This window comes from Streptomyces sp. NPDC001480 (assembly GCF_042894725.1).
GTDB lineage: Bacteria > Actinomycetota > Actinomycetes > Streptomycetales > Streptomycetaceae > Streptomyces.
On sequence record NZ_JBIAVX010000001.1, the window covers coordinates 703,984 to 717,673 of the forward strand.

Annotated in this window: 11 protein-coding genes and 1 riboswitch; of the genes, 1 reads left to right on the forward strand and 10 read right to left on the reverse strand. The window is 71.1% G+C overall.

All coding sequences use genetic code 11. The features are described 5' to 3' along the window. Positions 1–98 precede the first annotated feature (98 nt). Positions 99–1,022: a peptidoglycan DD-metalloendopeptidase family protein gene (locus ACFY01_RS03335; protein WP_390733912.1), complete on the reverse strand. Its 924-nt coding sequence runs from the start codon at positions 1,020–1,022 to the stop codon at positions 99–101. 4 nt (positions 1,023–1,026) lie between these two features. Continuing rightward, a riboswitch (cyclic di-AMP (ydaO/yuaA leader) is annotated at positions 1,027–1,186 on the reverse strand. A gap of 308 nt (positions 1,187–1,494) precedes the next feature. Next, positions 1,495–3,567, reverse strand: a complete 2,073-nt coding sequence (locus tag ACFY01_RS03340; protein ID WP_390734038.1) for an alpha-galactosidase — start codon at positions 3,565–3,567, stop codon at positions 1,495–1,497. 188 nt (positions 3,568–3,755) lie between these two features. Between ACFY01_RS03340 and ACFY01_RS03345 the strand changes: the two genes are divergently transcribed. Next, positions 3,756–4,553: a tyrosine-protein phosphatase gene (locus ACFY01_RS03345; protein ID WP_390733913.1), complete on the forward strand. Its 798-nt coding sequence runs from the start codon at positions 3,756–3,758 to the stop codon at positions 4,551–4,553. Positions 4,554–4,576: 23 nt separating this feature from the next. On the opposite strand, the gene ACFY01_RS03350 is transcribed toward ACFY01_RS03345, so the two are convergent. The 8 genes from ACFY01_RS03350 to shc form a co-directional block, all read right to left on the reverse strand. Beyond that, positions 4,577–4,699, reverse strand: coding sequence for a DUF6126 family protein (locus ACFY01_RS03350; RefSeq protein ID WP_390733914.1), 123 nt, complete (start codon positions 4,697–4,699; stop codon positions 4,577–4,579). Beyond that, positions 4,696–5,319, reverse strand: coding sequence for a helix-turn-helix domain-containing protein (locus ACFY01_RS03355; protein WP_390733915.1), 624 nt, complete (start codon positions 5,317–5,319; stop codon positions 4,696–4,698). Before ACFY01_RS03355 ends, ACFY01_RS03350 begins: the two co-directional genes overlap by 4 nt. Positions 5,320–5,407: 88 nt before the next feature. Continuing rightward, positions 5,408–6,793 carry an aspartate aminotransferase family protein gene (locus tag ACFY01_RS03360; protein WP_390733916.1) on the reverse strand — a complete coding sequence of 462 codons (1,386 nt, stop codon included), beginning with the start codon at positions 6,791–6,793 and terminating at the stop codon, positions 5,408–5,410. Next, the gene (gene dxs / locus ACFY01_RS03365) at positions 6,790–8,709 is read right to left on the reverse strand and encodes a 1-deoxy-D-xylulose-5-phosphate synthase (RefSeq protein ID WP_390733917.1); all 1,920 of its coding nucleotides are present in this window, start codon (positions 8,707–8,709) and stop codon (positions 6,790–6,792) included. Before dxs ends, ACFY01_RS03360 begins: the two co-directional genes overlap by 4 nt. A gap of 36 nt (positions 8,710–8,745) precedes the next feature. Beyond that, positions 8,746–9,861, reverse strand: coding sequence for a flavodoxin-dependent (E)-4-hydroxy-3-methylbut-2-enyl-diphosphate synthase (gene ispG, locus ACFY01_RS03370; protein WP_390733918.1), 1,116 nt, complete (start codon positions 9,859–9,861; stop codon positions 8,746–8,748). Positions 9,862–9,865: 4 nt separating this feature from the next. Further along, positions 9,866–10,888 carry an adenosyl-hopene transferase HpnH gene (gene hpnH / locus ACFY01_RS03375; RefSeq protein ID WP_390733919.1) on the reverse strand — a complete coding sequence of 341 codons (1,023 nt, stop codon included), beginning with the start codon at positions 10,886–10,888 and terminating at the stop codon, positions 9,866–9,868. A gap of 5 nt (positions 10,889–10,893) precedes the next feature. Then, on the reverse strand, positions 10,894–11,547 hold the full coding sequence (locus ACFY01_RS03380) for a 1-hydroxy-2-methyl-2-butenyl 4-diphosphate reductase (RefSeq protein ID WP_390733920.1): 654 nt from the start codon (positions 11,545–11,547) through the stop codon (positions 10,894–10,896). Beyond that, complete coding sequence (shc, locus tag ACFY01_RS03385) at positions 11,547–13,616, reverse strand: squalene--hopene cyclase (RefSeq protein ID WP_390733921.1); 2,070 nt, start codon at positions 13,614–13,616, stop codon at positions 11,547–11,549. Before shc ends, ACFY01_RS03380 begins: the two co-directional genes overlap by 1 nt. Positions 13,617–13,690: the final 74 nt, after the last annotated feature.

Consider the following 13,690-nt stretch of genomic DNA (forward strand, 5'->3'; position numbering starts at 1 on the left):
AGCCACGGCACCCGAAGGCGCCGGACGGGAATACGCCCGCGCGCACCGAAGGCCGGACCCGGGGATCAGGGGTCCGGCCTTCGGTGGTCCGAGGACCGTCAGGCGACGGCGACGCCGTGCGAGCGGAGGTAGCCGACCGGGTCCACGTCCGAGCCGTAGTTCGGCGTGGTGCGGATCTCGAAGTGCAGGTGCGGGCCGGTCACATTGCCGGTCGCGCCGGAGAGGCCGATCTGCTGGCCCGCCGCCACGGTCTGCCCGGCCGAGACGGAGATCGAGGAGAGGTGGCCGTACTGCGCGTAGTAGCCGTCGGCGAGCCGGATCACGACCTGGTTGCCGTAGGCGCCGCCCCAGCCGGCGGAGACGACCGTGCCCGCGCCCACGGCCTTGACGGAGGTGCCGGTCGGGACGACGAAGTCGACGCCCGTGTGGTAGCCGCTGGACCACATGCCGCCCGGCACGTGGTAGCCGGTGCCGATGGTGGCGCCCGACACCGGCAGGGTGAAGCCGGTGGCGGCGTTCGGCGCCGCGGCGGACGACGGCTGGGTCCGCGTGGCCGACCGCGAGGCCGAGGGCGAGTTCGCGTGCGAGGAGGACGAAGTCTTGTTCGGGGCAGAGGACTTGGCGCCTTCGGCGGTCGGGGCGGCCTGCCGGCCGAGCGTCAGCTTCAGGCCAGGGTGGATCAGCGAGGGGTCACTGCCGACGGCCTCGCGGTTGTCGGCGTAGAGCCGGTGCCAGCCGCCGCGGACGTTCTGCTCGTCGGCGATCTTCGCGAGCCAGTCGCCCTGCCGGACCGTGTAGGTACGCGCGCCCGAATGCGCGGCGGCGGCCTTCTTCCCGGCCTCCGGCACGGCCTGGACGGCCTTTTCGGAGACGGAGTCCTTCGTGGTGGCCGCGGAGGCCGCATGGGCGCCGGTGGCCCCCATGAGGGGCAGCGCCAGCGCGGCGCCGCCGGTTCCGGCGACGGCTATGGTGCGGGTGAAACGCCGGTTCTTGGGACGGCGGTGCTTACCCTTCGCGGGCATGGCGGATTCCTCTCCGGCGCCTGCGAGGTGAGCTGTCGGGTTCGGGCTGGAGCTGCCCGGCCGCGCACGGAGCGCGGCTGCACCCCTAGCCGTCCCGGAGACCGGGACAGGCAGTCGTACCTGGTGGGTCCCCCGCTCCTGCCGTGCACGGGTGAGTGTGTCCGGGCTCCGGGCGGCGGCAGGATTCGGCGTTCCGTCCGGATTGGTGGCGAACGTAAGCGAGCGGGACGCGATGGGACAAGCAGATGGTTCCCTCTGTCCGCGTTTCGCTTGATCCGTTACGGGAATTCCCGGTCACCGTCCGTGAATTCCCTTCGCCTCCACCTCTTCAAATCCCTGGAGAACCATGCGGATTACGTGGACATGACGCACAACGGACGGTCACGAATATGACCCTCCTCACCCTCTCGACCCTCATGACCCCCTATTTCATTGTTAGTTGCAACGAAAGTGCACATTTCGGGCAGATCGCTCAGATGCGACGCAGACGGAGAACCGTCGCATCGAAGTCGCCGCGCAATTCCGTGCGCAGCCCGTGGTGCAGCAGGACGGCGCCTCGATGGATTTCGCCCGTTTCGCGGCATTCGTACGACGCCGTGGAGTCGAGCCCGCGCAGCCGCAGCGCGGGGACCGGCTCGCCGTACCGCTGTGCCTGGAGACAGGCGAGGACGACCGTCTCGTCCCCGAGGACGTACTGCACCGCGCTCAGCCCGCCCTCCGGCGGCCGCAGCCGATGGAGGTCGCCGCGCTGCACGACGGGACGGATCTCCTTGTAGAGCTCCACCCACTCCCGGGCCTCGGCGAGCTCCTCCTCCGTCCACTCCGAGAGGTCGCCGCCGACCCCGAGAACCCCGGCCATGGCGCTCACGAAGCGGAACTTCAGGGAACTGACCCTGTCATTGAGCTGGGTGTTCGGACTGTCGGTGACCCAGGCGGCCATGACCCGCGCCGGGTGGATCTGGCTGAACCCGTGCTGGATGACCAGCCGGTCCAGCGGGTCGGTGTTGTCGGAGGTCCACACCTGGTCCGTACGGCTCATGACACCGAGGTCGATCCGGCCGCCGCCGCCCGAGCAGGACTCGAAGGCGACGCCCGGGTGGGCCGCCCGGAGCCGGTCGAGGAGGCCGTAGAAGCCGCGGACGTGGTCCACCCACAGTCGCTGCGGGTACGGCTCGCCGGGCCAGCCGGCGTCGGTGAAGCAGCGGTTGAAGTCCCACTTCACGTAGTCGACCGGGGCGTCGGAGAGGAGCCCGTCGAGCTGCTCCCAGAGGTACTGCCGGACGTCCTCGCGGGCGAGGTTGAGGACGAGCTGGTTGCGGAACTCCGTGCGCTCGCGTCCGGGCTGGAACTGCACCCAGTCGGGATGGGCGCGGTACAGCTCGCTGTCCGGGTTGACCATCTCGGGTTCGACCCAGATGCCGAACTGCATGCCGAGGGCGTGCACGTAGTCCGCGAGGGGCTTCAGCCCGTTCGGGAAGCGGTCGGGGTTGGGCGTCCAGTCGCCGAGACCGGCGCGGTCGCCGGTGCGGGCACCGAACCAGCCGTCGTCGACCACGAACAGCTCGACGCCGATCGCCGCCGCCCGCCGGGCGAGGGTCGCCTGCTGCTCCTCGGAGATGTCGAAGTTCGTCGCCTCCCAGGAGTTGAACAGCACGGGCCGGTCCCGGTCGGCGTCCGGGATGACGTACGCCCGCTGGTAGGCGTGCCAGGCACGGCTGGCGCCACCGAAGCCGCCGTCGCTCCACAGGCCCGCGAAGACGGGCGTGGTGTACGACTCCCCCGGCGCCAGGGACAGCAGACCCGAGTCGTCGTAGCCGGCGCCGCCGGTGATCTGTACGCGCGCGTCGGGAAGCTGGGCGACCGCGATCCGCCAGGACCCCGACCAGCCGAGGGCGCAGCCGTAGACCTCGCCGTGCTCCTCGCCCGCGCCGGTGTCGAGGGCGACCCAGGGCAGGTGCTGGTGGCCGGTGTGGCCGCGGCGGCTGCCGATGATCTTGTCGCCGTAGGTGAGCGTCGCACTTGTCAGCCGGGACTCGGCGGCCCAGCGGCCGTGCAGCTGGGACAGCCGCCAGCCGTCCCGGTCGGGCAGGGTCCAGGTGGCGGCGTCGGCGCGCAGCAGCTCCACGGGCGCGTCACCGCCGTTGCCGACGGTCACCCAGCGCTCGACGACGTCCCCGCGCATCCGGTAGTGGAGCGTGACGGCCACACCGCCGTCCCGGAAGCGCAGCCGCAGCTCGTCGCCCTCGGTGTCGTACGCCTCGAAGGCCCACTCGGTGCCGCGCCGCTCCTCGGTGCGCACGGACAGGGCGGGCCGGACGAAACGGGGACCGCCCTCCACCGGGTACTCCTCGCGGCCGTCGAGCGGGGACTCGAAGGGCCAGTAGCCGGGCAGCGGACGGACGGCGAGGGCCTCGGCGTCGGCGAGCGCGATGCGCGGGCCCCAATGGAGGTGGAGCAGTTCGTGCGCCTCCGTGAGGTGCAGTGCATAACTGCTGGTGGGCCCCGTCAGGAGCCACGTACGACCGTTTTCGGCGATGTTCGCCATCGAACCCTCACAGGTGTCAACAGATCCGCTCACGCCCCAACATCATCAAGGGTTTCCGGCCCCGGAGGCAACGCCTGTGGAGAACTCACTGCCTGTGGACAACTCATTGCCTGAGAAAACCGATGTCGTATCGTCGACGGCGTGCCCGCGGGCGAGCCGCGACCGCGGGAGCGACGCAAGGAGCCCACGTGACGCAGCAGGTCCCGTCGACCGAGCCGGAGCTGGCCGGAGTACGCAATTTCCGGGACGTGGGCGGCCTGCCCACGGCGGACGGGCGGCGGGTGCGGTCCGGGGTGCTGTTCCGCAGCGGTCATCTCGCGCACGCCACCGACCAGGACGCGGCGTTCCTCGCCTCCCTCGGTCTGCACACGGTCTTCGACTTCCGCAACGCGGCCGACAAGAAGCTCGAGGGACCGGACGTCGACCTGCCCGGCGTGCGCAACGTGAACCTGCCGCTGAGCGACCCGGCGGACGGCGCCGAGTTCTGGAAGATGGTCCGCGACGGCGACCTCGACCAGCTGCGCGTCATCCTCGCGGACGGCAAGGCGGCGAACCGGATGATCACCTCGTACCGCAGGATCGTGACGGAGCGCACGGCCGAGCACTCCCAGGTGCTGCACGCCCTCGCCGAGGACAGCGTCCCCGCGCTGATGCACTGCGCGGCGGGCAAGGACCGCGCGGGCATCTCCATCGCCGTGACCCTCCTCGCGGTGGGCGTGGAGCGCGAGGCGATCGTCGCCGACTACCTCGAGTCCAATGCCAAGCACCGCCGGTACCGCGTGCGCCGGGGCGGCAGCCCGGACACCGCGTACACCCCCGAGGTGATGGAACTGCTCAGCCCGCTCTTCGACGCGCGCGCCGAGTACCTGGCGGCGGCCTTCACGAGCATCGAGGAGACGTGGGGCGGGGTCGACGCCTACCTGGAGCGGGGCCTGGGGCTCACCCCGCGGACCCGGGAGCGGCTGCGCGAACGCCTCCTCGACTGACGCCTGCTGACGACGACCGGCTGTCAGCCCTTGGCGCCCAGCGCGAACAGCAGGTAGAGGAACGCGGCGAAGAGGTGGCCGACGGCGATGTAGATGATCAGCCGGATCCACAGGGAGCGGGGGAACTTCGTCTCGTAGTCGCTCATGGCAGCTCTCCAGTGAGGGGGCCCAGGCACAGTGCGGCCGTGGGGCTCTGTAGCAGGGTGTGGACGAACAGCAGCTCCACGCCGTCGTGGTCCTCGGCGGCGAGGCGGTGCGGGGTGAGCGAGTCGAAGTGCGCGCTGTCACCGGGCGTGAGCAGGTGCGCGCTGTCGCCCAGGCGCAGTCTGAGACGGCCCTTCAGGACGTGGAGCCACTCCTCGCCGGGGTGGACCCGCACGATGTCGCCCTGGGTGCCGTACGGCACCCGGACGCGCAGTGCCTGCATGCCGCGCCCGGGGGACCCGGCCTGGAAGTACGTCCAGCCGCCCGCCCGGGTCGGCTCCATGTCGGCGGCGCGCACGATGGCGTCCCGGTCGGCGACCGTCTCACCGAGCAGGTCCGAGACGGTCGTACCGTAGATACGGGCGAGGGCGAGCAGCATCGGCAGCGAGGGCTGGCGCCCGCCGGTCTCCAGCCGGGAGAGGTGGGCGGGCGAGAGGCCCGCGGTGCGGGCCGCGGCTTCCAGGGTGAGGCCGGCGCGCCGGCGCAGGGCGCGCAGCTGCGGCGCCACGGCGGGCAGGTCGTCGCCCTGGCCCGCCGGCGGCGCGGCTTCTGAGGCGTTCATGCCTCCATTGAGCCAAAATGTTGCCTCAAGGGCAAAATCCTTGCCTCAGAGACAAGAAGGCCGTCGGGGGCCGCGAAGACCCCCGGCTTCAGCGGTTGGCCACCGCCTGCTTGATCAGTGTCCTGCCGAAGTCCCACATCAGGCCGCCGCCGCTGTGCGCGTCGTCCATCACGGCGGTGAAGGCGTCGATGAACCGGTCCACCTCCCGCTCGCCGATGACCAGCGGCGGGATCAGCTTGATCACCTCCAGGTGGTCCCCGGAGACCTGGGTGAGGATCCGGTGCCGCTGGAGCAGCGGGACGACCACCATCTGCGCGAACAGGCCCTTGCGGGCCGCCTGGAGCATGGCCCAGCGGCTGCGCAGCTTCAGCGAGCCCGGCCTGCCGAACTCGATGCCGATCATCAGGCCCCGGCCGCGGACGTCGGCGAGCAGCTCGTACTTGCCGGTGAGCGCGGCGAGCCGGGACTTCAGCTGCTCGCCGGTCGCGCGGGCGTTCGCGACGATCTGCTCGTTCTCCATGACCGACAGCACGGCGAGGCCGGCCGCCATGGCCTGCGCGTTGGAGCCGAAGCTCGCCGAGTGGACCAGCACCCGGTCCATGGACGAGTAGACCTTCTTGAAGATCCACTCCTTGCCGAGGGTCGCGCCGACCGGCACGTACCCCCCGGACAGGGCCTTGGCCACGCACACCAGGTCCGGCTCGACACCGTCCTCGTGCTGGTAGGCGTAGAAGTCGCCGGTGCGGCCGAGCCCGGTCTGCACCTCGTCGGCGATGAGCAGCGCCTTGTGCCTGTGCAGCAGCTCCTGGGCCGCCCGCAGATAGCCGGGCGGGGCCTCGTGCACACCCTTGCCCTGGATCGGCTCGACGATCAGGGCGGCGACGTCACCCTTCTTCAGCTCCCGGGCAAGGGCGTCCAGATCGCCGAGCGGTACGGCCGTGTCGGGCAGCAGCGGGGCGAAGCCGTCCCGGAAGCCGTCCTCGCCGTTGACCGACAGGGAGCCGGTGGTCAGGCCGTGGAAGGCGTGGTCGCAGTACAGGATCCTGGGTCTGCCGGTGGCGTACCGGGCGAACTTCAGGGCGGTCTCCACCGCCTCGGTGCCGCTGTTGCCGAAGAACACCCGCTCCAGGTGCGGGCTGTGGACGAGGAGCTTCTCGGCCAGCAGCCCGGGCAGCGGCTGGCAGTCGAAGCGGGTGAGGTCGGCGAGGGAGGCGTCGAGGACGTCGTGCAGCGCCTTGCGGACGACGGGGTGGTGGCGGCCGAGGCCCATCACCCCGAACCCTGCCAGCATGTCGAGGTAGTCGTCGCCGTCCGTGTCCCAGAAGTAGGCGCCCTCGGCCCGCTCGTAGACCTTGTCGAAGCCGATGGTGTGCAGCATGCGCGGCAGCTGGTGGTTGAGGTACCTGGCGTGCAGCTCGTAGCGCTCGGCTCCGCGCTCGGCCAGGAGCGCGCCGAGGTCGAACTCCGTGGTCATTCAGCGTTCTCCTGATTCTTCGCTCTCCGGGGGCCGGGGTCGGCGGCTTCCCTGACGGCCAGGCTCGCGCCGATCCGTCCGGCCACCTCGACCGGCGTCAGCCCGATGTCGGCCAGCACCTCGCCGCGCTTGGCGTGCGCGAGGAACTGCTCGGGGATCCCGAACCGCCGTACGGGAACGTCCACGTCGGCGTCGCCGAGGGCCAGCGCCACGGCGGAGCCGACACCGGCCGCGCGGCTGTTGTCCTCCACGACGGCCACCAGCCGGTGCTCGGCGGCGAGTCCGGGCAGCGCCGGGTCGACGGGCTTGACCCAGCGGGGGTCGACCACCGTGCACCCCAGGCCCCGGGCCTGAAGCAGCTCGGCCGCCTGGAGGCACACCGGCGCCATGACACCGACGGCGACCAGGAGCACCTCGGGGTGCTCGGCGCGGTGCAGCACGTCCATGCCGCCGACACGGCCGACGGCCGGGATCTCGGGGCCGACGGACTCCTTCGGGAAGCGGACCAGGGTGGGCGCGTCGTCGACGGCGACGGCCTCGCGCAGTTGGGCCCGCAGCTGTTCGGCGTCACGCGGGGCGGCGATTCTGAGACCGGGGACGACCTGGAGGACCGACATGTCCCACATGCCGTTGTGGGAGGGCCCGTCGGCGCCGGTGACACCGGCCCGGTCCAGCACGAAGGTGACCCCGCAGCGGTGCAGCGCCACGTCCATCAGCAGCTGGTCGAAGGCCCGGTTGAGGAACGTGGCGTACACCGCGACGACCGGGTGCAGGCCCCCGGTGGCCAGGCCCGCCGCCGACACCGCCGCGTGCTGCTCGGCGATGCCCACGTCCCACACCCGGTCCGGGAAGCGTTCGGCGAACTTGCCGAGGCCGACGGGGTGGAGCATGGCCGCCGTGATCGCCACGACGTCCTCCCGTTCCTCGCCGATCCGCACGATCTCGTCCCCGAACACCGAGGTCCACGACGGGCCGCCGGCCGGGACGAGCGGCGCGCAGGTCAGCGGGTCCATCACGCCGACGGTGTGGAAGTGGTCCTCCTCGTGGGCGAGAGCGGGTTCGTAGCCGCGGCCCTTCTCCGTGAGGCAGTGGACGAGGACGGGCCCGTGGAAGCGTTTCGCCCGGCGCAGCGCCGACTCGACGGCCAGGATGTCGTGGCCGTCGATGGGGCCGACGTACTTCAGGCCCAGGTCCTCGAACATGCCCTGCGGGGCGAAGGCGTCCTTGAAGCCCTTCTTCGCGCCGTGCAGGGACTCGTAGATCGTGCCGCCGACGACCGGGGTGCGCAGCAGGACGTCCTTGCCCCAGGCCAGGACCTTCTCGTAGCCGTCGGTGGTGCGCAGGGTCGCCAGGTGGTTGGCGAGACCGCCGATGGTGGGCGCGTAGGAGCGCTCGTTGTCGTTGACGACGATGATCAGCGGCCGGTCCCTGGCGGCCGCGATGTTGTTCAGCGCCTCCCAGGCCATGCCGCCGGTCAGCGCGCCGTCGCCGATGACCGCGACCACGTGCCCCTTCCCGCCCTGCACCTGACGGGCCTTGGCGAGCCCGTCGGCCCAGCCCAGCGCGGTGGAGGCATGGCTGTTCTCGATGACGTCGTGCTCGGACTCCTCGCGCGAGGGGTAGCCGGACAGGCCGCCCTTGCCGCGCAGCTTGGAGAAGTCCTGACGGCCGGTCAGCAGCTTGTGCACATAGCTCTGGTGGCCGGTGTCCCAGAGGATGCGGTCGACCGGCGACTCGAAGACCCGGTGGAGCGCGACGGTGAGTTCCACCACGCCCAGGTTGGGTCCGAGGTGCCCGCCGGTGCGGGCCACCGCGTGCACCAGGAACTCGCGTATCTCTTCGGACAGTTCACCGAGTTCCGCCTCGGACAGCGCTTTCAGGTCGCGTGGTTGCCGGATGGTCTCCAGAATCGTCACGATCGGGCCCCCTCCAGGTCCGTGCTGGCTTCGGACTCACTTCATCTGCTCGGCGAGCTTCAGGGCCTCCTCGATCAGGGTCTCCACGATCCTGGACTCGGGGACGGTCTTGACGACCTCGCCCTTGACGAAGATCTGGCCCTTGCCGTTGCCGGAGGCGACGCCGAGGTCGGCCTCGCGGGCCTCGCCGGGGCCGTTGACGACACAGCCCATCACCGCGACGCGCAGCGGGACCTCCATGCCCTCCAGGCCGGCCGTGACCTCTTCGGCGAGCTTGTAGACGTCGACCTGGGCGCGGCCGCAGGACGGGCAGGAGACGATCTCCAGCCGGCGCTGCCTGAGGCCCAGCGACTGAAGGATCTGGATGCCGACCTTGACCTCCTCCACGGGCGGGGCGCTCAGCGACACCCGGATCGTGTCGCCGATCCCCCCGCTGAGCAGCGCCCCGAAGGCGACGGCCGACTTGATGGTGCCCTGGAAGGCCGGACCGGCCTCGGTGACGCCCAGGTGGAGGGGGTAGTCGCACTGCGCGGCGAGCTGCCGGTAGGCCTCGATCATCACGACCGGGTCGTTGTGCTTGACGGAGATCTTGATGTCCCGGAAGTCGTGCTCCTCGAACAGGGACGCCTCCCACAGCGCCGACTCGACCAGCGCCTCCGGGGTCGCCCTGCCGTACTTCTGGAGCAGGCGACGGTCGAGGGAGCCGGCGTTGACGCCGATACGGATCGGCGTGCCGTGGTCCTTGGCCGCCTTCGCGATCTCCTTGACCTTGTCGTCGAACTGCTTGATGTTGCCGGGGTTGACGCGGACCGCCGCGCAGCCGGCCTCGATCGCGGCGAACACGTACTTCGGCTGGAAGTGGATGTCGGCGATCACCGGGATCTGCGACTTCCCAGCGATCGTCGCCAGCGCGTCCGCGTCGTCCTGCGTCGGGCAGGCGACCCGCACGATCTGGCAGCCGGACGCGGTCAGCTCCGCGATCTGCTGGAGCGTGGCCCCGATGTCGGACGTACGGGTCGTCGTCATCGACTGCACCGACACCGGCGCGTCCCCGCCGACCGCCACCGGCCCGACCTGGATCCGCCGCGATTCGCGCCGCGGCGCCACCGGCCGGACCGGTACCTCGGGAACGCCCAAGGGGACGGCGGTCATCACCTCACTCCCGGTTCCCGGAGACCGTCTCGCGCATGGCGCGCAGGGACTCCTTGAGAGAACCCATGGTCGCCAGCACGGCGGTGGGCTCGTAGCCGCAGTGCGCCATGCAGTTGGCGCAGCGCGGGTCCTTGCCCCGGCCGTACTTGTCCCAGTCGGTGTCCTCGATGAGTTCCCGGTACGTCGGCACGTACCCGTCGCTCATCAGGTAGCAGGGCCGCTGCCAGCCGAAGAGCGAGTAGTTCGGGATCGCCCAGGCGGTGCACGGGAAGTCGACCTTGCCCTCGAGGAAGTCGAGGAACAGCGGGGAGTGGTTGAGCCGCCAGCGGCGCCGGTTGCCGCCCGCGAAGGCCTTCTTGAACAGCTCGCGGGTCTGCTCCACGCCCAGGAAGTGCTCCTGGTCGGGCGCCTTCTCGTAGGCGTAGGCGGGCGAGATCATCATCTCGTCGACCTCGAGGTCGTCGTTGAGGAAGTTGAGCACCTCGATGATCGTCTGCGGGGTGTCCGTGTTGAAGAAGGTCGAGTTGGTGGTCACCCGGAAGCCGCGCCGCTTGGCCTCCTTGATGGCCTCGACCGCCTCGTCGAAGACGCCCTCCTTCGCGACCGACTCGTCGTGCCGCTCCCGCAGCCCGTCGATGTGCACCGCGAACGCGAAGTAGGGGGAGGGCTTGAACTTGTCCATCTTCTTGCGCAGCAGCATGGCGTTGGTGCACAGGAAGACGTACTTCCGCCTCGCCACCAGCTGGCGCACGATCTCGTCGATCTGAGGGTGCATCAAGGGCTCGCCACCGGCGATGGAGACCATGGGGGCACCCGATTCGAGCACCGCGCCCACGGCCTGCGCCACCGGCATGCGCTGCTTGAGCACCCCGGCCGGGTGCTGGATCTTTCCGCAGCCCTCGCACTTGAGGTTGCAGGCGAAGAGGGGCTCCAGCTCCACGATGAGCGGGAACTTGTCCCGCTTACGGAGTTTCTGTTCGGCCAGGTATGTAGCGACCTTGATGGACTGACGCAGCGGCATGGCCATCTGGCTCACCTCCGGGGGAGCAGCAAAGAACGGTGCCATTCGTAGAAAGCGGGAAGGACGGAACGAAGAACACGGAAAGCCGATATTCCACCGCGCACCGTGCCGATCCGGACGAGCTCATGTTCTGGAGCGTCCACGACCACCCGGACGGCCGCAACCGGGCGCTCGCCCGCGCGGACGGCGCTCAGGAGTGTGGCCGCCGACTCCATGTCGACCGCGATCGCGCCGGTCGAGAGCAGACCGGCCCGCTCCTGACCGCGGACGACGTGGTCGGAGCCGGTGAGCGGGCCGGTGTGGACGGTGCGCCCGGGCAGGATGCGCGCGAGTTCCTTGACGAGCAGGTCGGTGCCGACGCAGCCGACGCTCCCGCGCGGGTCCCGGGTCTCCTCGGCCACGACCAGGTCGCCGGGGTGCATACCGGGGGCCAGCCCCGCGCAGAAGCCGGAGGCCAGGACGGCGGCCCCGGCGAACGCCGGGCCGGCCAGCGCCCCGGTGACGGACCGTTCCGCCGCCCTGGGCCCCATGCCCGTGCGCAGGACGGTCACCGGCCCGCCCGCGCCGTGCCGGTCCGGTTCGCGGGCCCGCCTGCGCAGGGCCAGGCGTTCGATGCCGAGCGCGCAGGCGATCAGCAGCGGGGCCGGGGCGGGCTGGGTGCTCATCAGCTCCCCTCGGCCTCGGCGAGGGGCGTGTCGGCGGACCGCGTGACGAGCTCCGGGACGGGCCGCCCGGCCGGCTGCCGCCCGGGCCTGTCGGCGAACGGCTCGCCGTTCAGATAGCGGCCGAGCGCGGTGAGCGGGAAGACCTGCCGGTAGAGGTGGTAGTTGATGGAGAAGTCCCAGGGGAAGCCGGTACCGGTGAAGTACGGCTCGTCCCAGGAGCCGTCCTCCCGCTGGGTGTCCGCGAGCCACTGGACTCCGCGTTCCACGGCCTTGGAGTCCCCCTCCCCCGCCGCGAGCAGCGCCATCAGCGCCCACGCGGTCTGGGAGGCGGTGGAGGCGCCCCGGCCGCTCCACTGCCTGACGTACTTGTAGGAGCGCAGGTCCTCGCCCCAGCCGCCGTCGTCGTTCTGCACCGACTCCAGCCAGGCCACCGCCCGGCGGATCGCGGGATGCGTTCCCGGCAGGCCGGCCGCGGTCAGGGCGGGCACCACCGACCCGGTGCCGTACACGTAGTTGACGCCCCAGCGTCCGAACCACGAGCCGTCCGGCTCCTGTTCGGCGAGCAGCCACCGGATGCCGCGCCGGGTGCGCGGGTCGTGGGCGAGGCCCTCGACCGCGAGCATCTCCACGACGTGCGCGGTGACGTCCGCGGACGGCGGGTCGATGACCTCGCCGAAGTCGCAGAACGGCAGCCGGTTGGGGAACGGGCTGGTGTTGTCGACGTCGAAGGCGCCCCAAGCGCCGTTCTTCGACTGCATGCCGAGGTTCCAGCGCACGCCGCGCCCGATCGCCTTGTCCACCCGTTCCGGGTCGTGGTGCCTCACCCGGCGCAGGGCGAGGGCGACCTCGGCGGTGTCGTCGATGTCGGGGTAGTTGTCGTTGTGGAACTCGAACGCCCAGCCGCCCGGCGGGAGTCCGGGCCGCCGGACCGACCAGTCCCCGGGCCGCACGACCTGCTCGCCCAGCATCCAGTCGGCGGCCTTGACCAGCGCCGGGTGGTCGGCGGGGAGCCCCGCGTCGGCGAGGGCGATGGTGGCCAGGCAGGTGTCCCAGACCGGCGACTGGCAGGCCTCGATCATCCGGGCCCCGTCCTCGCGCCACACGGCGAAACGGTCCAGTGACTGAAGGCCCGCGCGCATCACGGGGTGCTTCAGGTCGTAGCCCAGCAGGTGCAGCGCGATGACCGAGTACACGGCGGGCGGCTGGATGCCGCCCCAGCAGCCGTCGTTCTCCTGCCGTTCGATGATCCAGCGGGCGGCGGAGTTCATGGCGGCCCGGCGCAGCCGGCGCGGGGCGACCTTGCGCAGCTTGTGCAGCGCCTTGTCCAGACGCTGGAACGCGCCGTCCCAGCTCGCCGCCGGAGCGAGCGGCTCAGCCGGGTTGGGGTGCGCCGGGTCGGTGTGCAGCTCGTCGAGCGGGAAGGGCGCGGGGCGCACCGGGCGCTTGGCGGAGACGATGGTCAGCGGCACGATCGTCTGCCGGGCCCAGCAGCCGAAGTCGTAGATGTTGAGCGGGAACCACTTCGGGAACCAGATGAGTTCCGGCGGCAGTTCGGGCAGGTCCTCCCACTTCCACCAGCCGAACAGGGCCAGCCAGATCCGGGTGAACACCCGGGCGGCGGCGATCCCGCCGCGCTCGCGGATCCAGGCCGAGGCCCTGCGCATGTGGGGGGCGTCCGGCTCGTCGCCGGCCAAGCGGAGGGCGACGTAGGCCTCGATGGTGGCGGAGAGTTCGCCGGGGCCGCCGTAGAAGGTGGCCCAGGTGCCGTCCTCGCGCTGCTCGCCCCGGATGAACAGGGCGGCGGCCGCGGTGGTCGCCTCGTCGCGGATGCCCAGGAACTGACGGAGCAGCAGGTCCTCGGCGTCCATCGTCACATTGGTCTCGAGGTCGCCCTTCCACCAGCCCTCGGCGTCCTGCCGGGACAGCAGGAAGTCGGTGGCGCGCCGGGCGGCGCGTGCGGCGGCTTCGTGCACCCCGGCCGCCACGGGGGTGGTGATGTCGGTTTCGCTGGCCGCGGCAGCGCGGGACGGCAGTGTGGCCCCGGTGCTTCCGTCGGTCGTCGCTGTCATGGCTTCCCCTTCGTGCAGTCGTACCAGTCGTGCTGCTGTGGGTCCGCCGTCGGCCGGTGTGCGGGTGCGGTACG